The sequence below is a fragment of the Actinomycetota bacterium genome, from assembly GCA_035536535.1.
Classification (GTDB): domain Bacteria; phylum Actinomycetota; class JAICYB01; order JAICYB01; family JAICYB01; genus DATLNZ01.
In genome coordinates, this window is sequence record DATLNZ010000128.1 from 13266 (window position 1) to 34630 (window position 21365).

Sequence of the window (21365 nt, forward strand, 5' to 3'; positions counted from 1 at the left end):
CTTGCATCGGGACTGGGACCATGGCGAGAACGTACTGGACCCTCAGACACCCGCACTTGCAGCTCTGAGGGATCGGTCATTCCAAAAGATGGCCGCTCAGAGCTCTTTGACAACAACATAGTGAGCGTAGGCATCTTCATATGGCCAAGCTACAAAGGGCCCACGGTGGATGCCTAGGCGCCAGAAGGCGAAGAAGGACGTGGCTGGCTGCGATAAGCCTCGGGGAGTTGTCGAGCAAACGTTGATCCGAGGATTTCCGAATGGGGAAACCCAACAGGGGTAATGCCCTGTTGACCATGGGTGAATACATAGCCCATGGCCGCGTACCCGGCGAACTGAAACATCTAAGTAGCCGGAGGAACAGAAATCAACCGAGATTCTCCTAGTAGCGGCGAGCGAACGGGGAACAGCCCAAACCGGTGCAGTGTCAAGGCCGCAGCCGTTGCTGCACCGGGGTCGTGGGGGCTGTCTGGAGGTCTGCGGAGCCTCCAAGGAGTTACAAAATTCACGCCTAGCAGAAGCGGCCTGGAACGGCCCGCCAGAGAAGGTAACAGCCCTGTAGGCGAAAGACGTGAATCTCCTGACGGACTCCCCAAGTACTACGGGGCCCGAGAAACCCCGTAGGAATCCAGGGGGACCACCCTCGAAGGCTAAATACTTTCTGGCGACCGATAGTGAAGAGTACCGTGAGGGAAAGGTGAAAAGAACCCCGGGAGGGGAGTGAAATAGAACCTGAAACCGTGGGCCTACAAGCAGTTCGAGCCTGGAAAGCCGGCCTTCGGGCCGGCAGGGTGAGAGCGTGCTTATTGAAGAATGAGCCGGGGAGTTACGGTCGGTGGCAAGGTTAACCCGTCGAGGGGAAGCCGAAGCGAAAGCGAGTCTTAATAGGGCGACTAGTCGTCGGCTGTAGACCCGAAACCTGGTGATCTACCCATGGGCAGGGTGAAGCGGGCGTAAGAACCCGTGGAGGCCCGAACCGTTGTACGTTGAAAAGTGCTCGGATGACCTGTGGGTAGGGGTGAAAGGCCAATCAAACCAGGTGATAGCTGGTTCTCTCCGAAATATCTCTAGGGATAGCCTCGAGAGTTCAGCAACGGAGGTAGAGCACTGTTTGGGCTAGGGGCCCTAAAAGGTTACCAACCCCAGGCAAACTCCGAATGCCGTTGCTCTAGATCTCGGGAGTAAGACGGTGGGGGAGAAGCTTCATCGTCTAAAGGGAAACAGCCCAGACCACCAGCTAAGGCCCCGAAGTGTGCGCTAAGTGGGAAAGGATGTGGAGTTGCAAAAACAGCCAGGAGGTTGGCTTAGAAGCAGCCACCCTTGAAAGAGTGCGTAATAGCTCACTGGTCGAGGGACTCCGCGCCGACAATGTAGCGGGGCTCAAGCGCACCGCCGAAGCTGTGGACGTGCCTGGCCTTCGGGTCTGGTACGTGGTAGGAGAGCGTTCTGTGCGGGGTGAAGCGGGACGGTAACGGTCCGTGGACTGCACAGAAGTGAGAATCCCGGCATTAGTACGCGAAAAGGAGGGTGAGAATCCCTCCCGCCGAAAGCCCAAGGTTTCCTGGGGAAGGCTCGTCCGCCCAGGGTTAGTCGGGACCTAAGGCGAGGCCGAAAGGCGTAGCCGATGGACAACAGGTTGATATTCCTGTACCAGCCACATCGCGCCAACACCCAACCCGGGATGCTAACGGCGGGGTTAACCCGCCGGACCCTAATGGGAAGGGTGACCGATGGGGGGACGCAGGAGGCTAGGGGATCCCAGGCGTTGGTAGTCCTGGGGTAAGCGAGTAGGGGGTCCTGGTAGGCAAATCCGCCGGGACATATACCCTGAGACGCGATGCCGAACCGCAAATAGGTGAAGTCCCTGAAGCCATGCTGCCGAGAAAATCCTCTAGGGAGTTGTGTGGCTGCCCGTACCGCAAACCGACACAGGTGGGCGCGTAGAGAATACGAAGGCGCGCGGATGAACTCTGGCTAAGGAACTCGGCAAATTGGCCCCGTAACTTCGGGAGAAGGGGCACCTCATTAGGGTGAAGGCCTTCTCGGCCTGAGCTCGAAGGGGTCGCAGTGACCAGGCCCAAGCGACTGTTTACTAAAAACACAGGTGGATGCGAAGCCGTAAGGCGCTGTATATCCACTGACGCCTGCCCGGTGCCGGAAGGTTAAGAGGAGGGGTTAGGGGGCAACCCCGAAGCCTTGAATCTAAGCCCCGGTAAACGGCGGCCGTAACTATAACGGTCCTAAGGTAGCGAAATTCCTTGTCGGGTAAGTTCCGACCTGCACGAATGGCGTAACGACTTGGGCGCTGTCTCGGCCAGAGGTCCAGCGAAGTTGCATTGGCGGTGAAGATGCCGTCTACCCGCAGAAGGACGGAAAGACCCCGGAACCTTTACTGTAGCTAGGTGTTGGACTTTGATGCGTGTTGTGCAGGATAGGTGGGAGGCTTTGAAGCGTCGGCGTCAGCCGGCGTGGAGTCAACCTTGAGATACCGCCCTGCGTGTGCTGGGATCCTAACCTGGATCCGTTATCCGGATCGGGAACAATGCCAGGCGGGCAGTTTGACTGGGGCGGTCGCCTCCCAAAAGGTAACGGAGGCGCCCAAAGGTTCCCTCAGCGCGGTTGGCCATCGCGCGTCGAGTGCAAGGGCACAAGGGAGCTTGACTGCAAGACCGACGGGTCGCGCAGGCACGAAAGTGGGGCCTAGTGATCCTCTGACGATAAGTGGGAATGTCAGGGCTCAACGGCTAAAAGGTACTCTGGGGATAACAGGCTGATCTTGCCCAAGCGTCCACAGCGACGGCAAGGTTTGGCACCTCGATGTCGGCTCGTCGCATCCTGGGGCCGGAGAAGGTCCCAAGGGTTGGGCTGTTCGCCCATTAAAGCGGTACGCGAGCTGGGTTTAGAACGTCGTGAGACAGTTCGGTCCCTATCCTCTGCGGGCGTAGGAGACTTGAGGAGAGCTGCCCCTAGTACGAGAGGACCGGGGCGGACGCACCTCTAGTGTGCCAGTTGTCATGCCAATGGCACCGCTGGTTAGCTATGTGCGGATCGGATAAGCGCTGAAAGCATCTAAGTGCGAAGCCGACTCCAAGATGAGGTCTCCCATCGGGTTAACCGGGTAAGGCCCCCAGCTAGACGACTGGGTTGATAGGCCGGAGGTGGAAGCGCAGTAATGCGTTGAGCCGACCGGTACTAATAGGCCGAGGGCTTGGTTGAAGATGTCTGCGCTCACTATAGGGTTGTCGAAGCTCTGACTCCCTCAAAAAAGGATTCCCGGTGCCTATGGCGGAGGGGTCACACCCGGTCCCATTCCGAACCCGGAAGTTAAGCCCTCCAGCGCCGATGGTACTGCCCTACAACCGGGGTGGGAGAGTAGGTCGGTGCCGGGGTTTTCTTGAACGAGAGCGGCTCCTTCGGGGGCCGCTCTCGCATATTCGCCGTAGTCTGGTGCCGCTATGAGGGCGGCGTGGAGTCGCAGAAACTCTCCACCCAGTTTCGAACCGCCGCGTACAGTTCCTCGGGACTGCTGGCACTGGCCATCGAGTGCTTGCGGTTCATGGAGTCGAGGGTCTGGGTGACGCGCGCTCGGAACCTCTTGAGGCCGTGGGGCTCCATCCAAACTCGGACGATCAGTATCCCCGTACGGTCGGGCTGAGTGGTCATCGGCCGATACTGCCCGGCCCCCGTCACGTGACTGTTACCGGGAGCTGCGCGCAGGCTTTCAGCCGGAGGTGTCGATGAGGTGGGCCACCAGTCCCTGTATGGACTCGGACGGCTCGAGCTCCAGCTCGGCATGCAGGAGCTGCCTGAACGAGTCGTACTCTCTGATGGCGGCGGCGACGTTCTCTTCCGCGAGGTGCGCCTGGATCAGGGCGTGCCGCGCGCTTTCTCTCAAGGGCTCTCCTGCCACGGCCGCCATTCCGGCCTGGACCGCTTGGCCGAAGCGCTTCTCCTCCGTCAGCCGGCGGCAGAGGGCCTCCAGGGCGCGCAACCGGAGTTGGTGGTAGGACTCGCGCTCCAGGAGCACCCAGTCCTCGGTCCAGTCCGGGAGCAGGTCCGCCGACAGGACCAACTCGCTTGCCTCGACGATCCCCTCCAGCGGCTGGTCCGGGTCAAGGACTCGGCGGGCCAGCGCCTCGCCCTCCCGGTAGTCCACCTCGACAGCCGGAGACAAGACGATGTGGTCGGTGGTGAGAGCGACGAGCGACGGTCCCGGGCTGGTGAGGCGCCACAGCGTGGACCGCAGACTTCCCGCAGCGCGCCCGTCGGTCGAGTCGCCCCACAGGGATCCGGAGACGAAGGTCCTCAGAAGCGGCCGTTCCTGGAGGGCGAGAAAAGTGACGAGCCGCTGCGCGTTCATGGGCAGCACGACCTCTCTTCCCTGAACGCTCAGGCGGAACCCGCCGAGTAGCCCCAGCCGCACTTGTCCGGGGGGCACCTCTGCCGCCTTCGTCTCGGCAACCACCGCACAGCCTCCTCGTGGTCCGAGCCCCCCAATTCGATTCGATAGCCACCTCATTGTAAAGCGGCCTTTTTGGCCAGCGACTCCTCAAGGTCGAGTCTCGCCCCCGTCTTCGCTGGTCAGCGCCGAGTGAGCCGCGACGCGGCGATAACGGAGCGGTCAGGCCCGTTGTGACACCTAGGCCGCGGGCGGTATCTGCCGCGCACGCACCGAACTTCAGGCCCTCCGATTCGGTGGTGTCGACCGGAGCCTGCCCCGGTGGCGTGGGGTGGGACAGTAGGGGATGACGAATCTTCTGCAACGGAAGCGGTCCCTTCGGGGGCCTCTTTCGACTTGCGGGTGGAACCTGCCCGGGGAAAGTGGTCCTGTTGCCTCCGGGTGACGGACGCGGTCCGGCCGGCGGTGTCGCGGTCTGGGCGCGGGTCACCCGCGGGGTGGAGTGGGTGTGTGCGGCCGAGGTCCGGGGACGGCTGGGGGGCCGGATCACGGGACGAGGACACCGGTCCGTCCTGTTCGACGTCCCGCAGGAGCGCCTGCAGGACGTCCTTCTGGCGGCCACGGCCGACGACGTGTTCATTTGGGCCGGAACGGCCGGGGGCATCGGAAGGACGCGGTCCTCGCTGGGTGAGCTCTCGGGCCGGGTGGACGTCCGGGGGGTGGTGGAAGCGGCCGATCTGGTCCGGCTGGTCCGGCCGGTAGCAGACCGGCCGGCGTTCGACGTCTCGGCCAGCTTTCTCGGCTCCCGGAACTTCAACCGCTACGAACTGGAGGACGCGGTCGGGACCGCCGTGGCCGGACACACTGGGTGGCTGTACTCGTCCAGAAGCGCCTCGGCCGCGGGCCCCCCGCCGCAGCTCGTCGCGACGTCTTTCAGCATTCGGGTGCACGTGGACCACGAAGAGGCGATGCTCGGCGTGAGGGTGGGGGATGCGCCGCTGCACCGGCGGTCCTACAAGCGCAACCGTCCTACGGGGACGCTGCATCCGCCGGTCGCCGCGGCCTTGGCCCTTCTGGCGGGCCTGCGGCCGGGGTCGGTCCTGTTCGACCCATATTGCGGAGCGGGAACGATCGCGATCGAGGCGGCCAAACTGGAGCCGGCCATGCTTTGTATGGGTGCCGACGCCGACGCCGGCGCGGTGGCCGGAGCCTCAGAGAACGCAGTTCTGGCGGACACGACAGTCCGGTTCGCCGTCGCCGATGCGCACGATGCGCCCCTGCCGGACGGCTCCATAAGCCGGGTGGTGACCAACCCGCCGTGGGGACGAACGGTCCCGGCCAGGCGCGGTCCGGGTGGCGCCCGGCCAGCGGCCGAGGTCTGCTTGCGGCTGGTCGAGCGCGAGGGGCGGACCGTGGTTCTCAACGATGCGGAGACGGAGGCAGCCAGCGGACGTGAGGGTCTCACGCCGCTCCTATCCGTACGAATGAGGGTCTCAGGGCGCGTGGCCGTCGCGTCCGTGGCAACGGCAGGGTCCGGATCGCCGATCGACCCCAAGGGTCTGCTGGGTCCGGAGTTGAGCGAAGAGCTGGAGACGTGGGAGCCGCTCCAGGCCTCATCGTCGTCCGAAGTCGAGGCCACCTGACGGGTGGGCTCGACTTCCAGGTGCGGTGTGATCCTTGACGCAAAAAGGGTTCGTGGGCCCGCCAGGGATCGAACCTGGGACCAACCGATTATGAGTCGGCTGCTCTGACCGTCTGAGCTACGGGCCCGGACGGTGGATGCTACAGCGCGACGTCCGCATCCGGGCCCTGCCGGCGGCCGCCGGCCGTGGATACGATCGCGTGAAGCCGGACGCGGCGAGGTCACCGACCGGGAGGGGCTTTGGAGGGAAACGGCGGACAGCAGATCGCGGAAGTCCTGAAGCGGCACGGGGTGACGGCGATCTACAGCCTGTCCGGAGCCCAGATCTGGCCCATCTACGACGGCTGCGTCGCCCGGGACATCCGCATCGTGGACGTCCGCCACGAAGCCACTGCCGGTTTCGCCGCCGAGGGGCACGCGAAGCTGACACGGTCCATCGGCGTGGCGGCCGGCACTGCGGGTCCGGGCGTGACAAACCTCGTCAGCGCGGTTGCCTCGGCCGCCGCCGCGGGGTCGTCCCTGGTGGCGCTCGGGGGCCGGGCCCCCCAGGGTCGGTGGGGGTCCGGGAGCCTTCAGGAGCTGGACCACGTCCCGATCCTGGATTCCCTGTGCAAGGTGGCCAGGACGGTCTTCGATCCCGCGGAGGTTGCGGCCGGGACGCACGACGCCGTCGTGGCCGCGCTCACGCCGCACCGCGGCCCCGTGTTCGTGGACGTCCCGCTCGACACGATGTTCTCCACAGCCGAGGCCCGGGTCCCTGAGGCGGGCGAGCGTCCTCGCGGCTCGGATCCCGATCCGGAGTCGGTGGGGGCGGCGGCCGCTGTGCTGGCGGAGGCGCGTCGTCCGGTGGTCGTCGCCGGGTCCGACGTGTGGTGGGAAGGCGCATGGGAGCCCCTGCGCCGGTTGGTCGAGCACCTTCGCCTGCCGGTGGTTTGCAACGGGCTCGCCCGCGGCTGCATCCCCGCCGGGCACGAGCTAGCAGTCTCCAGGGCCCGGTCCGTCGCCCTGAAGGAGGCGGACGCGGTGATGGTGGTCGGGACGCCCCTGGACTTCCGCCTGGGCTTCGGGCGGTTCGGAGACAGCCGCGTGATCCACGTCCAGGACGACCCTTCGGTGCTGGGCACCCATGCCACCCCGGCCGCCTCGGTGGCGGGCGACCTGCCCGGGGCGCTGGATGCCATTGCGTCGGCCGTGACCCCGCAGCCGCAGTGGAGTGACTGGGCGGCCCGGCTCCGGGAACACGAGCTGTCCCGGCGGGAAGCAGAGGGCGCCGATCTGCTCAACGACTCCAGTCCCATCCACCCGGCCCGCGTCTACGGCGCGCTGCGCGAGGTCCTGGACCCCGACGCGGTGGTCATTTGCGACGGGGGCGACTTCGTGTCCTACGCGGGAAAGTACGTGGACAGCTACACGCCCGGCTGCTGGCTTGACCCGGGTCCGTTCGGCTGCCTCGGGACCGGGCTCGGTTACGCGATGGCCGCACGTGTGGTGCACCCCGGACGCCAGGTCGTCCTGCTGCTCGGGGACGGCGCGTTCGGCTTCAGTGGGATGGACTTCGACACCCTCGTCCGCCACGATCTGCCCGTCGTGGCCGTAGTCGGCAACAACGGCATCTGGGGACTTGAGAAGCACCCGATGCGCGGGCTGTACGGCTGGGACGTGGCCGCCGACCTGAGGCAGGAGACGCGCTATGACGACGTCGTCACCGCGCTCGGGGGGGCCGGGGAGACAGTCTCGGAGCCGTCGGGGATCGCGGACGCCCTGAAAAGGGGGTTCGACTCGGGGGTCCCGTACCTGGTGAACGTCCTGATCGACCCGTCCGTGGCCTACCCGCGGTCGTCCAACCTCGCCTGAAGCGCGGGCCGTCACCAGCCCAGTTCGTCCAGCCTTTCGTCGGAGATCCCGAAGTGGTGGGCGATCTCGTGCACCACGGTCACGGCTACCTCCTCGCGCACCTCATCGGCATCTGCGCACGCCCGCAGGATCGGGCCCCTGTAGATCGTGATCTTGTCCGGCATCACGAACGTGTACCAGCCGGTCCTTTCGGTCAGGGGGACCCCCTGGTACAGGCCGAACAAGGTTGCACCGGGGCCCACGTCGGCACGCTCGAGCTCGTCGCGTGTCGGCTCGCCCGAGATGACGACGTCCACGTTCTCCAGCCTGGCCCGGAGCGGCTCCGGCAGCCCGTCCACGGCCTCCGCCACGAGCGACTCGAACTCCGCGTCCGACATCCGGACGGCCACGCGCCTCACCCGCGCTGCTGAGCTGCGGCAAGAAACGCATCCCGGCGGACGACCACCCGGACGTGCAGGCCCGTAGCGATCGTCCCGGCTCCGTCACTCGCCTCGACCAAAAACTCCAGGGTGCGGTCCTGAACCCGCTCCAAGCGGGCGGTGGCGGTGACCGTGCGGCCGACGGCGGTGGGGGCCAGGTGGTCCAGGGAGATCCGGGCCCCGACGGTCGTGGTCCCCGGTTCCAGGGAATCGGCCACCGCTGCCACCGCGGCGGCCTCGCAGAGGGCCACGACGGCAGGCGTCGCAAGGACGTCCACATCCCCGGAACCTGCCACGCGGGCGGTGTCGGCGTCGGTGACCACGCGCTGGACCCGTCCCTCGGTTCCCGCTGACACCTCGACCATGGCTCTCCCGCGACTCGTTCCGGCGAGGTCAGTGTAGGCACTGTCGACGCTGTGTTATGTAGGCTGACCGGCGTCGTCACAGCAGGTGACCAAGGGGGTGCGCTTGTCCGACACGCCGAGAGCCGCTTTCGCAGAGTTGATCGGGACTTTCGTGTTCGTCACGATCGGCGCCGGAGCCGTGATCGTGTCCCACTCGACCCAGCAGGTCTCCCTGCTGGGGATCGCCGCCGCCCACGGGCTGGCTCTGGCCGTGATGGTCACCGTCTTCGGCGGGATCTCCGGAGGACACTTCAACCCCGCGGTGACCATAGGCGTCCTTGCGACGGGCAAGATCAAGGCCGAGCGGGCGGCAGCCTACGTGGGCGCCCAGCTCGCGGGGGCCACACTGGCGGGCCTGCTCCTGAGGATGCTGTTCGTTCCGCAGGACTGGAGCGGAGTCAACCTGGGCACCCCGGGCATCCTTGTCAACAGCGTTGGCCGCGCGATCCTGTTCGAAGCCGTACTCACACTGTTCCTCGTGCTTGCCGTGTGGGGGACTGGGGTCGATCCCCGCGGCGCCAACGTCGGCGGCTTCGGGATCGGGCTGATGGTGTTTGCCTGCATCCTCGTCGGCGGCCCGATCACCGGCGCGGCCATGAACCCGGCACGTCACTTCGGGCCCGCGCTCGCGTCGGGGTTCTTTCCCGACTGGTGGGTTTACTGGCTGGGCCCGGTAGCCGGTGCGGCAATCGGCAGCCTCGTCTGGAGGACGTTCTTCTCGCCGGACGACCTCGAGCTCACACCGTCGGTGGCGGCGGGTGCGTCCATGCCCCCTTCGGAGCCGGCCGACGCGGACCGGTGGAGACAGTGGGACGAAGACTCGGCCCCCGCGTCCGAAGCCCGGGAGCCTGCCACGCAGGACATCGCGCCCGGTACCGGCTACGACGAAGCCCAGGGGGGCGGCTCGGGGCCCGGCTACGGCGCAACCCAAGAGTCGAGCCCCGGCTACGGACAGCCGGCCGGACAGCAGAGCCCTCCCCCGGCGGCATACCCGCCGCCGGCCGGACAGCAAGGTTCCCCTCCCGCGGCATACCCGCCGCCGGCCGAAGACCCCAGCCGCTACGGCACCACAGGCACGGGCCAGACCCCACCACCACCCCCGCCGCCCGCCACGGGCGGCTCCCCCCCGGGCTGATCCTGCGGCCCGGGGACGCCGGCGCCCGGGCCGTTTAGTCTGGACATCCCATGCGTGCCGAGGACATCCGGCGCAACTTTCTGTCGTTTTTCGCCGAGCGCCAGCATCAGGTGGTGCCGTCGGCGTCGCTGATCCCTGCCGACGCGACGGTGATGTTCGCCGTGGCCGGGATGGTGCAGTTCGCGCCCTACTTCCTCGGCTCCCCGGCCCCCCACCCACGCGCGGCCAGCATCCAGAAGTGCATGCGGGCGGGCGGGAAGCTCAACGACCTGGAAGAGGTCGGGCACACGCCGATCCACCACACGTTCTTTGAGATGGCCGGCAACTTCTCATTCGGCGACTACTTCAAGCCCGACGCGATTCGGTTCGCCTGGGACCTGCTGACGGGTCCGTTCGGCATCGATCCCGACCGCATCTGGGTGACGGTGCACGTGAGCGACGACGAGGCGGAGCAGATCTGGCGCGAACAGATCGGCCTGGCCGCGGCGAAGATCAACCGTCTGGACAAAGAGAACTTCTGGTCCATGGGTGGGGCGGGTCCCTGCGGGCCGAGCTCGGAGATCTTCGTGGACCGCGGTCCGGACTACGGCCCGGCACGCGAGCAAGGTCCCCTGGACGACGAACGCCGGTACCCGGAGGTCTGGAACCTCGTGTTCATGCAGTACACCCAGGACGACGACGGAAACATCACCGGGGAACTGGCGCGCAAGGGCATCGACACCGGCATGGGATTCGAACGAATGGCATCGGTGCTCCAGGACGTGCCCACCAACTACGACACGGACGTGTTCGTGCCCATCATGCAGCGCGCCGAGCAGATTACCGGCGCCCGCCGCGACGGTCCAGAGGCCGAGCAGCGCCTGCTGAAGATCCTGTCCGACCACGCCCGGTCGCTGACCTTCCTGGTCGCCGACGGCGTGATGCCCTCCAACGAGGGTCGCGGCTACGTTCTGCGCCGCATCCTGCGCCGGGCCGTTACGAAGGCCCGCCTCGCGGGAGTGACGGATCCGGTGCTGGCGGAGCTGTGCAAGGTGGTGGTCGACCTGTTCGGCAGCGCCTACCCGGAGGTGATGCGCGAGCGCCGATCGATCGTGGAGATCGCGTCCCTCGAGGAGCAGCGCTTTGCCCGGACGCTGGAGGCCGGACTTTCCCTGCTGCAGGCGGAGCTGCAGACGGCCGGCGGCGTCCTGCCGGGACAGGTCGCCTTCCGGCTGCACGACACCTACGGCTTTCCGCTCGAGATCACGCAGGACGTTGCCAAGGACCATGGCATCGAGGTCGACCAGCCGGGATTCGAGGCCGCGATGCTCGAGCAGCGGGAGCGGTCCCGCGCCGACACCCACGCCGGCAAGGCGGGGGATGTCCGGACGCTGGACATCGACCTGCCGCCGGCGGAGTTCGTGGGATTCGAGGGTTTGGAGGCCGACACGCGGGTCCTGGCCGTCCTGCAGGACCTGCGCGCGGTCTCAGCTGCCCCGGAGGGACAGGAGGCGGAGCTGGTGCTGGACGCCACCCCCTTCTACCCGGAGGGCGGCGGACAGGTCGGCGACCGGGGCTGGATCCAGGGCGGCGAAGGCAGCGCGGACGTCCTGGACTCGCGGCGGCACGCCGGGGTCATCGTCCTGCGCGTGCGGGTGACGTCCGGACGGCTGCAGCCGGGCGACGACGTCCGGGCGATCGTGGACCCGCGGCACCGCGCGGGGGCCGAGCAGGCGCACACCGCTACGCACATGCTCCACCACGTCCTGCGGGAGAGCCTTGGCGAGCACGTCCGGCAGATGGGGTCGCTTGTGGAGCCGGGACGGCTGCGCTTCGACTTCTCCCACTTCTCCGGACTGACCCCGGACCAGCTCGCTGAGATAGAGGAGTTGATCAACACCCGCGTCGAGGATGACGACGGAGTGCGTTGGTTTGAGACCGGCTACCGCGAAGCGGTCGAGGAGCTCGGCGCGATGCACTTCTTCGAGGAGAAGTACGGCGACGTGGTGCGCGTCGTGGAGGTCGGCGACTACTCGCGGGAGCTGTGCGGCGGCACCCACGTCCGGCAGACCGGACGCATCGGCCTGGTCAAGGTCCTCGGCGAGGGCAGCATCGGATCGAACCTGCGGCGAGTTCAGGCCCTGACGGGCACCGATGGCCTGCGGTGGGTGAACGAGCGCCTGCGCCAGGCGGAGCGGGCCGCGGAGCTTGCTCGCGTCAGCCCCGAGCAACTGGCTTCGGGGGTCGAGCGGCTGCTTGCGACGCAGAAGGATCTACAGAAGGCGCTGGAGGCCCAGGAGCGCGACCGGGTCCAGGCCGCGGTCGAGCAGCTGATCCCCACGGCCAGGACCGCCGGCAGCGGACGGCTGGTGTCCGCCCGCCGCAGCGAGGACTCCGGCACGCTTCGCAAGGTGGCAGTCGCCGTCCGGGACAGGCTGGACAGGTGTGTGGTGATCCTCGGGTCCGCCGGCGAAGGAGGCGCGAACATCGTCGCCGCAGCGTCGCCGTCCCTGGTTTCGGAAGGTCTCGACGTCCGGGCGATCCTGCGTCCGGCGGCCGCGCACATCGGAGGAGGCGCCGGCGGCAAGGAGAACCTCGCCTCGGCAGGGGGCCGCAACACCGCGGGCCTGGACGAGGCACTGGCGGCGGCCGCGGCGGAGGCCGAGGGGGTCCTGTCCGCGTGACTGCTGCGGAGGCTGGGGTGGTGCTGGGCGTGGACTACGGCGCCAGCCGGATCGGCCTGGCCGTGTCCGACCCATCGGGGGCCATCGCGCTGCCGCTGGAAGTTCTGCGCCGTCGCAAGGGCCACAGCCTGGTCCGCGACGTGCTCGACGTGGCCGAGCAGAAGGGTGCTACGCGGATCGTGGTCGGCCTGCCGCTGGCCCTGGACGGCACGAAGGGCGGCTCTGCGACGTCCGCGGAGGCCTTCGCGCAGGCCCTTGGCCGCAGGACGTCCGTACCGGTGGTCCTGTGGGACGAGCGGCTGACCACGGTGGAGGCATCCCGACGGCTGCAGGACGCCGGCCAGTCGGCTCGCCAACAGCGCGGTCTGGTGGACAAGCACGCGGCGTGCCTGATGCTGGGCTCCTATCTCGAGTCGCTTCGCGCCGGGGGCGCGCGCACCGCCGGATGATTCGCAAGACCCTGCTCATCGCGGTTGTTCTGTCCCTGGCCATCGGGGGTGCGGCGGCCTACGCGCTGGTTCGAACTCCGGAGCCGGGGGAGCGGGTCCAGGTCGAGGTCCAGGCGGGGCAATCGACGACCGCGGTCGCCGCCATGCTCGAGCGCCGGGAGATCGTCCCTTCGGCGCTCGCGTTCCGGCTGGTGGCCAAGGCGCGCCGCCTGGACGGGCGCATCGAGGCCGGCAGCTACGAGCTGCGCAGGAACATGGGGGTCCAGGCGGCACTGGACGCCCTGTCCCGAGGAGCGGTGACCAAGTCCGTCACGATCACGATCCCCGAGGGGTACACCGTCAAGCAGGTTGCCCGGAAGGTGGGTAGCCGCGGTCCGGTGTCGCAGCAGGACTTCATGCAGGTGGCGGAGTCCGGACGGGTCCGGCCGAAGATCCTGCCGGACCGCGTCCGCAGCCTCGAGGGCTTTATCTTCCCGGAGACCTACGTCATCGAGGAAAAGGACACGGCCGAGCAACTGCTGACTCGGATGGTGCAGGAGTTCGAATCGAAGACCTCTGCCCTGGACTGGTCGGAGGCCGAGTCCAAGGGCCTGACGCGTCACCAGGCCCTCGTCCTGGCATCACTGGTCGAGCGGGAGGCCAAGGTGGCGGAAGACCGCGCGAAGGTGGCTGCCGTCATCTACAACCGCCTCGCAAAGGGCATGGCGCTTCAGATCGACGCGACTCTTCTGTACGAGCTGCCGGCACACAAGGTCCCTACGCGCAAGGACCGCAAGCGCGACTCGCCGTACAACACCTATACCCGCAAGGGCCTTCCTCCCACGCCCATAGCAAACCCGGGACTGGAGGCCATCCGGGCGGCGCTTCAGCCGGCGCCCATAGACGCGCTGTACTACGTCGTCATCGACAAGTCGGGGCGCCACGGCTTCACCAAGGACTACAACGAGTTTTTGCGACTGACCAAGCTCACGCCGCGGGAGTCAAGGGGAGGGTGAGCAAGGGTCCGGGCGCGCCGCCGAGGCCGGGCAGGCTCGACTCCGCCACCCGCTTCGCGGCGCTGCTCGGGCACCCGGTGTCCCATTCGTTGTCCCCGGCCCTCCACAACGCCGCATTCCGGGAAATCGGGCTCAACGCCGCTTACCTCGCTTTCGACGTGCCGCCGGAGGCCCTGCGAGCGGCGGTCGCGGGCTTGTCGGCGCTGGGGGCGGCCGGCGCGAACGTCACGGTCCCGCACAAGGAGCGGGTTCTCCAGATCGCGGACGCAGTGTCGCCCGAAGCCGAAAGGATCGGCTCTGCGAACACGCTCGTTTTCGCCGCCGGGGGCGTGCACGCCCACACGACCGACCCGGAAGGCGTCCTGGGCGGGCTTCGGGCGCTGGGAGTGGAGCCGGCGGGGCGGACGGTGCTGGTGCTTGGAGCTGGCGGGGCAGGCAGGGCGGCGGCATGGACTGTTGGGGGAGCCGGGTCCAAGCGCGTGCTGCTGGCGAACCGCTCTGGGGACAGAGCCAAGGCGGCCGCCGTGCACCTGGGCGGCCCGGTGGAGGCGCTGGCCTTGGAGGGGATCCGTTCGGCCGCCCAGGAGGTGGACCTGGTGGTGAACGCGACCTCCGCTGAGCTTTCGGGGGGCACGGTTCTGGGTCCGGAGGTGCTCCGCCGCTTGGCGGCCCGGGGCGCGGCGCTGCTCGACCTCGTCTACGCGCCGGGGGAGACGGCGCTGGTCCGGGAGGCGAGGAACTGCGGGATGAGGGCCGTCGACGGCCTGGAGACACTGGTCGTGCAGGCGGGGGCGTCGTTTGAGCTGGTGTGGGGCGTTGGGGCTCCCGTGGCGCGGATGCGCCAGGCGGCGGACGAGGCCGCGGGCCGGGCGCCTGAGAAGCGCTGACCGCCGGTCGCGCGCCTCGCGCCTTCAGCCGGGGCCCAAATCAGCCGATCTAACTGCATGAATGCGGATTGCTCCAGCCTGCCCGGGGGTAGGCTGGTCAAGCCACCCAGAGCAGCTGAGGACGCATGATCACCAGGAAGGGCAACAAGAACCGGCTCCAGGACTTCGTCAACACCGGCCTGCTCACCGAAGAGCAGCTCCGGATCGCGGTGGCCGAGCAGAAGCGGACGAAGAAGACGGTCCTTCGCGTGATGCTCGAGCATGGGTTCGTCAACGAAGACGACATCCGGTCCATCAGCGCGGGCTGGATGGGCTTCGAGTGGGTGAACCTGAATGAGTACGAGATGGACCCCACCGTCCGGGGCCTGATCCCCACGGCGGTGGCCCGCCGGTACTCGGCCCTGCCGCTGGCGTCGGAGGACGGAAAGCTGGTCGTGGCCATGGCCGACCCCACCAACGTCATCGCGGTGGACGACATCCGGACGATGACCGGCCGCGACATCAAGATCGTCGTGGCGCCGAAGTCCAACATCGAAGATTTCCTGGCAAAGGGGGCCGAACTGGACTCCTCCGTCCAGGGCCTCATCGACGAGGCGAGCGTCGAAGACGAGCCCGAGGAGGAGCTGGAGGCCGCGGACGCCCCCGTCGTCCGGCTCATAAACGAGATCATTTCCAAGGCGGTGCAGTCGCGGGCCTCCGACGTCCACGTGGAGCCGGCGGAGCGGGACGTGCGGATCAGGTTCCGTATCGACGGCGTGCTCCACCAGGCGATGCGGCCGATCCAGAAGTCGCTTCAGGCTCATATCGTGTCGCGCGTGAAGGTCATGGCCGACCTGAACATCGCCGAGCGCCGGGTCCCGCAGGACGGGCGGATCACTCTCAAGATCAAGGACCGGGCCGTCGACTTCCGGGTGGCGACCCTTCCTACCGCATGGGGCGAGAAGATCGTCCTCAGGATCCTGGACCGGGCCTCTTCGGTAATGTCGCTGCAGGACATCGGCTTCACCGACCACTCGTTCAAGCGCTTCGAGGAGTCCTTCCGCCGTGCGTACGGAGCCCTCCTCGTAACGGGGCCGACCGGATCGGGGAAGTCGACCACCCTCTACGCAACGCTGAACATCCTCAACGACCCGGGCAAGAACATCATCACCGTCGAGGACCCGGTCGAGTACCGGCTGCCGGGACTGTCCCAGGTCCAGGTGAACCCGAAAGCCGGGCTGAACTTCGCCGGCGCGCTCCGGTCGGTCCTGCGCTCGGACCCGGACATCATCATGGTGGGCGAGATTCGGGACTCCGAGACGGCCAGCATGGCCATCGAGTCGGCGCTCACGGGACACCTCGTCCTTTCGACCCTTCACACCAACGACGCCCCTTCGGCCCTCACTCGGCTGAGCGAGATGGGGGTGGAGCCGTTTCTTGTGGCATCGGCAATCGACTGCGTGGTGGCGCAGAGGCTGGCCAGGCGCCTGTGCATGAAGTGCCGGGACCCCTACGAACCCACTCGCGAGGCTCTGGAGGCGGCACGGATTTCCTGGCCGGAGAATGAGCCGCTCCCCACGCTCTACCGCGCCGCCGGCTGCACGGCGTGTTCCAAGACCGGCTACAGGGGACGCGTGGCGCTACTCGAGGTCCTGACGATGACCGAGGAGATGGAGCGCCTTGTCGTGGAGCGGCGGTCCTCCGACGAGATCGCCCGCCTGGCGGTGGCGCAGGGCATGAAGAAGCTGCGCGACGACGGCATCGAAAAGGTCGTGGCGGGGCTCACCACCATGGAGGAGATCCTAAGAGTCGTGGTTTAGGCAGCCGACTAAAGCAAAAGACAAGAAGACTCGCGGCCGGCAGGAGTCCTTCCGGACGCAAGGATCCGGGAGTAAAGATGGCGAGAACGGCAAGGGAAACCCAGGCGGACACGACTCTGGGCGAGACGCTGGTGGCGCGCAAGCGCCTCACGGCAAAGCAGCTGGAGCGCATCCGGCAGCAACAGTCGGAGTCGGGGAGCAGCTTCACTACGCTTCTGATCGAGGCGGGGCTGGCCACCGACGGCATAGCCGAGGTCGTTGCGGAGCTGGAGGGGATCCCCTACGTGGACCTCTCGGTGACCGAGCCGGACTCCGGCGTGGTGGCGCTCATAACCGGATCCATCGCGCGTGAGCACACGGTTGTGCCCGTGAAGTACAACGGCGACCGCCTGGTGCTGGCGATGTCCGACCCCTCCGACGATGCCGCACTGAACGACGTCGCCGCGTACTCGGGACTGGTCGTCGAGCCGGTTGTGGCCGGCCGGGACGCAATCCTGAAGGCGCTGGACTCCGCCTACGGCCCGGAACCGCGCATGGACGCCGACGCGGAAGGCAGCCAGAAGATCGGACAGCGCCTCGGCGTGGGAGACGACGAGCCCGCGGTGGACATCCACGACCTCCTCGAGCAGGTCATGCTCCGGGGCGCCTCGGACCTCCACCTGACCAACGGCATACCACCGGCGCTCCGGGTCCACGGTGACCTCGTCCACATGGAGGAGTTCCCGGTGTTCACCGTGACGGACCTGCAGAAGCTCATCTACGGGATGCTCACGCAAAAGCAGCGGGAGCGCCTCGAAAACGAGCTGGAGCTGGACTTCTCGTACTCACTGCCCGGCAAAGCCCGGTTCAGGGTCAACGTCTACATCCAGAAGGCTTCGCTCGGAGCGGCGTTCCGTCTCATCCCGTTTTTGATCAGGCCTCTGAAGGAGCTGGGGATCCCAAAGCAGGTCGAGCAGTTCGCCAAGCTGCCCCGCGGGCTGGTCCTCGTGACCGGTCCGACCGGCTCCGGCAAGTCCACGACCCTGGCCTCGCTCATCGACATGATCAACCGCGAGCAGGCGGTCCACATCATGACCGTCGAGGACCCCATCGAGTTCCTGCACGCCCACAAAAAGGCGATCGTCAACCAGCGCGAGGTGGGGGCCGACACCCACGGCTTCGCCCCCGCGCTCAAGCACGTCCTGCGCCAGGACCCGGACGTCATCCTCGTCGGTGAGATGCGCGACCTGGAGACGATCCAGATGGCCATCACGGCGGCCGAGACCGGACACCTCGTGTTCGGGACGCTTCACACTCAGGACGCGCCGTCCACGGTGGACCGCATCATCGACGTGTTCCCGCCGCACCAGCAGAACCAGATCCGGGTTCAGCTGGCCAGTTCACTGCAGGGGGTCGTCGCCCAGCAGCTGCTGCAGACCATCGACGGCGAGTCCAGGGTTGCGGCCATCGAGGTTTTGTTCGTGACTTCGGCGATTCGAAACCTCATCCGGGAGGCCAAGACCCACCAGATCTACTCGATCATGCAGGCGGGGGCCCAGCACGGGATGCTGACCATGGACGACTCGCTCGCCGCCCTGGTGAAGCAGGGCAAGGTGAGCTTTGAGTCGGCTCTCGAAAAGGCCCACGCCGTCGAGGAGTTCACGAGGGTGGCCGGGGGTCCGCGCCTGCCGGGGGCCAAGGCAGCCATGAAGACACGGGTTGTCAGCTGACATGGAGGTTCTGAGCGATGGCTGAGTTCGCGTACCGCGCCCGCGACGCCGGTGGTGGAGTCCGCACCGGGACCCTGGAGGCCGACTCCGAGGTAGCCGCCGTCGGGCGGATCCGTCAGGAGGGATGGCTGCCCGTCCAGGTTCTGGAGAAGAAGACGGGCGGCGTCAAGACCGAGATCAGGATCCCCGGGATCGGGAACAAGATTTCGCTCAAGGACGTGGCCGTGGGCTCCCGTCAGCTGGCGACGATGATCAACGCCGGACTGCCCATGCTCCGCGCTCTGACCGTCATGACGGAGCAGACGGAGTCGAAGCCGCTGGCCAAGGTCTGGAACGAGGTGCGGGGTGACGTCCAGGCCGGCTCTTCGTTCTCCGCGGCCTTGTCCAAGCACCCGAAGGCCTTCAACGGCCTCTACGTCTCCATGGTCCGGGCCGGCGAGACCGGGGGAGTTTTGGACGACGTCCTGATCCGCGTCGCCGACACCCTCGAGAAGGCGGTCGAGCTACGCAACAAGATCAAGTCCGCGATGACCTACCCCGTGATGGTCGGGGCCCTGGTTTTCGTCATCCTGATGGCGATCCTGCTGTTCGTCGTACCGACCTTTCAGGAGCTCTACGCGGGTCTCGGCGGGGTCCTTCCGGTCCCGACGCGGATCCTGCTCGTGATCAGCAAGATCGTCAGGAAGTTCTTCCCCTTTGTAATCCTCGCCATCTTCGGGGGCGCGTTCGCGCTGCGTCGATACGTGGCGACCGAGGGCGGGCGCAACCACATGGACATCCTCAAGCTGAAGATGCCGGTGTTCGGCGAGCTGTTCCGCAAGGTCGCGATGTCGAGGTTTTCGCGGACGCTGGGCGTCCTGATGAGGTCCGGCGTGCCCGTGCTGCAGAGCCTGGACATCACGAGCGAAACCGTCCAGAACACGGTCGTGGCGAGGGCCGTCAAGGACGTGCAGAACTCCGTGAGGGAAGGTGAGAGCCTGGCGCGGCCGCTGGAACGCCACAAGGTGTTCCCCCCGATGGTGGTGCAGATGCTGGCGGTGGGTGAGGAAACGGGAGCCGTGGACGGCATGCTGGAGAAGGTCGCCGACTTTTACGACGCGGAGGTTGACGCGACCGTGGACGCCCTGACGTCTCTCATCGAGCCGATGCTGATCGCGTTTCTGGGGGTCGTGGTTGGGGGAATACTCATATCGCTGTACCTGCCGATGTTCAAGATCGTGAACCTGATCCAGTAGGAGTCCCCCGGATGGGGGATACCCGTACCACTCAAGGTGCCCCCTCGGGGGGACGATGAAGAAGGAATGGCGGCTGGGCCCAATGGGCCGTGCCGACCCCATAGGAAAGGAGGGAATCGAATGTTCAAAATGATGCAAAAGCGCTTGTCGCGCGAGGAGCAGGGATTCACGTTGATCGAGCTGATGGTCGTTGTCCTTATCATCGCCATCCTGATCGCGATCGCAATCCCGACGTTCCTCGGCGCTCGCAAGCGTGCACAGGACCGTGCAGCTCAGACGGCTGTGAGGCAGACGCTCGGGACGGCGAAGACGATCTTCACCGACAACGAGAGCTACACCGGCCTCACCGTGGCCCAGCTGACAGCTGGGGAGCCGAGCTTGAAGTACACGGCCAAGGGAGGGTCCAGCACAGGCCCGAAGACGGTGGGCTGGGACTTCTCGGATACAGCGAACGTCGGGGATGTCTTCTCGGCGTCGGTGCTCGCCGAGACCGACAACTGCTGGAAGATCTACGAGAACAGCAAGACGGGACCGACGCAGTTCGGAGTCACCGGAAGCTCTTCGGCGACTACGTGTACGCCGCCGGACCCCGACGCCGCTGTGCCCGCTGGGTATAGCGACGACAAGTTCCCAGCGGCACCGTAACCCCGCGCTGGGACCTATGGATCAAGAGGGGCCCCCGCGAGGGGGTCCCTCTTCCATTGCGGCGAGGGCAGAGGCACCCTTCATGGCGTCGATCTGTCGCTTCTCCACCTGCCGGAGCACGGCTCGTGCCCTGCGGTCGAAGGGTCGGATCTCAAGAGCGCGTGACGCGAATTGCTTCGCCAGGCCCAGGTCCCCTTCGGACAAGAACAATTGCGACGCCGAGGAGAGCGTCGCGTAATCGTTCGGGAATCGCCCCACTTGTTCTACCAGCCACACTCTCGCCTGCTCAAAGTCTCGCGCTACGAGTGACACATCCGCCGCAAGAGACCGAACTGTCGGCTCCCAGCGGTGCTCCCGCACCGTCGAGGAAGAGATCCGGAAAGCCTCCGATGCGGCGCCGCTTCTGCCGGCCCTGCTGTCGATCGCCAGCGACAATGCCAGCTCATGAGGGGCGCGGACCCGCCAAGGGTCGAGGCTGCTGGCCCGCCTCAGGGCTGTCTGCGACCCATAGATCCGGCCGGAACGCTCCGCCCAGCTCGCCCCAAAGCGCATGCAGCTGAGAACCACCCCGACCGCCAATAGGGCGACCACGCCATGCCGGAGAGCCTTCCACTCCTGCGCGGCTTCTTTGAGCAACATGCCGCCGAACAGGAACAACATGGGCGTGAGGATGACACTCAGGGGCTGCAGGAGGTGGTACACGCCAAGAGCGGCCACGGCGCCGAAAATCCACGCCTCCCCCGGTTTGCGCCAAGCTTTCGCCGCGACCACGGCCCAGAGAGCTATGAGCGCGACCGTACCCAGGACCCCAGTCGTGGTGGCGGACTGCACGAACAGGTTGTGGGCGTCGGCCCACCCGCGACCTAGGACTCGCATATCCCGCACGCCGGCGGAGGAGAGAAAGGCCCCCTGGCCCGTGCCGGGCCCCCAGCCGGACAGCGGTTTGTCGAGCCAGCCGCGGGAGAAGACCTTCCAGACCCGCACCCGCTCGCTGAGGGACTCGTCTACCTGATCTGCGCGCGCAGCGGCCGACAGAGGCCGGAGACCGTCGGTCGTGGCATCAACGATCGCCCACGATGCGAAAGTGACGGCGACTGCGGCCGCAGGCGCGGCGTCTCGAACCAGCCCGG

General features: G+C 66.9%; 16 protein-coding genes, 1 tRNA gene and 2 rRNA genes. 13 read left to right on the forward strand and 6 right to left on the reverse strand.

Annotated elements, in window-relative coordinates:
• The first annotated feature begins 142 nt into the window (after positions 1 to 142).
• Both VNE62_08625 and rrf read left to right on the forward strand, forming a co-directional pair.
• Positions 143 to 3216, forward strand: a 23S ribosomal RNA gene (locus tag VNE62_08625).
• A 56-nt stretch (positions 3217 to 3272) separates the two neighbouring features.
• A 5S ribosomal RNA gene (rrf, locus tag VNE62_08630) occupies positions 3273 to 3389 on the forward strand.
• A 64-nt stretch (positions 3390 to 3453) separates the two neighbouring features.
• Here rrf and VNE62_08635 read toward each other — a convergent pair.
• Together VNE62_08635 and VNE62_08640 are read right to left on the reverse strand one after the other, a co-directional pair.
• The gene (locus VNE62_08635; protein HVE92348.1) at positions 3454 to 3663 is read right to left on the reverse strand and encodes a hypothetical protein; all 210 of its coding nucleotides are present in this window, start codon (positions 3661 to 3663) and stop codon (positions 3454 to 3456) included.
• 58 nt (positions 3664 to 3721) lie between these two features.
• A complete protein-coding gene (locus VNE62_08640) occupies positions 3722 to 4465 on the reverse strand; it encodes a BTAD domain-containing putative transcriptional regulator (protein HVE92349.1) in 744 nt (247 codons plus the stop codon).
• Between the two features lie 356 nt (positions 4466 to 4821).
• Here VNE62_08640 and VNE62_08645 point away from each other — a divergent pair, with 356 nt between their 5' ends.
• Entirely contained in the window at positions 4822 to 6042 is a 1221-nt protein-coding gene (locus tag VNE62_08645; protein ID HVE92350.1) for a methyltransferase, read from the forward strand.
• 53 nt (positions 6043 to 6095) lie between these two features.
• On the opposite strand, the gene VNE62_08650 is transcribed toward VNE62_08645, so the two are convergent.
• Positions 6096 to 6169: transfer RNA gene (locus VNE62_08650), tRNA-Ile, on the reverse strand.
• 112 nt (positions 6170 to 6281) lie between these two features.
• Between VNE62_08650 and VNE62_08655 the strand changes: the two genes are divergently transcribed.
• Positions 6282 to 7895: an acetolactate synthase gene (locus VNE62_08655; GenBank protein ID HVE92351.1), complete on the forward strand. Its 1614-nt coding sequence runs from the start codon at positions 6282 to 6284 to the stop codon at positions 7893 to 7895.
• An 11-nt stretch (positions 7896 to 7906) separates the two neighbouring features.
• Here VNE62_08655 and VNE62_08660 read toward each other — a convergent pair whose 3' ends face one another.
• Positions 7907 to 8293, reverse strand: coding sequence for a metallopeptidase family protein (locus VNE62_08660; GenBank protein HVE92352.1), 387 nt, complete (start codon positions 8291 to 8293; stop codon positions 7907 to 7909).
• The gene (locus VNE62_08665) at positions 8290 to 8679 is read right to left on the reverse strand and encodes a hotdog domain-containing protein (GenBank protein ID HVE92353.1); all 390 of its coding nucleotides are present in this window, start codon (positions 8677 to 8679) and stop codon (positions 8290 to 8292) included. The genes VNE62_08660 and VNE62_08665 overlap by 4 nt, the downstream gene beginning before the upstream one ends.
• Positions 8680 to 8782: 103 nt before the next feature.
• Between VNE62_08665 and VNE62_08670 the strand changes: the two genes are divergently transcribed.
• From VNE62_08670 to VNE62_08710, 9 genes are all read left to right on the forward strand, one after another.
• Entirely contained in the window at positions 8783 to 9853 is a 1071-nt protein-coding gene (locus tag VNE62_08670) for an MIP/aquaporin family protein (GenBank protein HVE92354.1), read from the forward strand.
• Positions 9854 to 9903: 50 nt separating this feature from the next.
• Positions 9904 to 12516 (forward strand): alanine--tRNA ligase, encoded by a 2613-nt coding sequence (gene alaS / locus VNE62_08675; protein HVE92355.1) that lies wholly within the window; start codon positions 9904 to 9906, stop codon positions 12514 to 12516.
• Positions 12513 to 12965 (forward strand): Holliday junction resolvase RuvX, encoded by a 453-nt coding sequence (gene ruvX, locus VNE62_08680; protein ID HVE92356.1) that lies wholly within the window; start codon positions 12513 to 12515, stop codon positions 12963 to 12965. Before alaS ends, ruvX begins: the two co-directional genes overlap by 4 nt.
• Positions 12962 to 13960: an endolytic transglycosylase MltG gene (gene mltG / locus VNE62_08685; protein ID HVE92357.1), complete on the forward strand. Its 999-nt coding sequence runs from the start codon at positions 12962 to 12964 to the stop codon at positions 13958 to 13960. The genes ruvX and mltG overlap by 4 nt, the downstream gene beginning before the upstream one ends.
• Complete coding sequence (aroE, locus tag VNE62_08690) at positions 13957 to 14847, forward strand: shikimate dehydrogenase (protein ID HVE92358.1); 891 nt, start codon at positions 13957 to 13959, stop codon at positions 14845 to 14847. The genes mltG and aroE overlap by 4 nt, the downstream gene beginning before the upstream one ends.
• A 125-nt stretch (positions 14848 to 14972) precedes the next feature.
• The gene (locus VNE62_08695) at positions 14973 to 16646 is read left to right on the forward strand and encodes an ATPase, T2SS/T4P/T4SS family (protein HVE92359.1); all 1674 of its coding nucleotides are present in this window, start codon (positions 14973 to 14975) and stop codon (positions 16644 to 16646) included.
• Between the two features lie 77 nt (positions 16647 to 16723).
• The gene (locus tag VNE62_08700; GenBank protein HVE92360.1) at positions 16724 to 18355 is read left to right on the forward strand and encodes a PilT/PilU family type 4a pilus ATPase; all 1632 of its coding nucleotides are present in this window, start codon (positions 16724 to 16726) and stop codon (positions 18353 to 18355) included.
• A 17-nt stretch (positions 18356 to 18372) separates the two neighbouring features.
• Positions 18373 to 19590 (forward strand): type II secretion system F family protein, encoded by a 1218-nt coding sequence (locus tag VNE62_08705; GenBank protein HVE92361.1) that lies wholly within the window; start codon positions 18373 to 18375, stop codon positions 19588 to 19590.
• Positions 19591 to 19722: 132 nt separating this feature from the next.
• Positions 19723 to 20235, forward strand: coding sequence for a prepilin-type N-terminal cleavage/methylation domain-containing protein (locus VNE62_08710; protein ID HVE92362.1), 513 nt, complete (start codon positions 19723 to 19725; stop codon positions 20233 to 20235).
• 21 nt (positions 20236 to 20256) lie between these two features.
• On the opposite strand, the gene VNE62_08715 is transcribed toward VNE62_08710, so the two are convergent.
• Positions 20257 to 21365 (reverse strand): O-antigen ligase family protein (locus VNE62_08715; protein ID HVE92363.1); only part of this gene is annotated, 1109 nt, incomplete at its 5' end.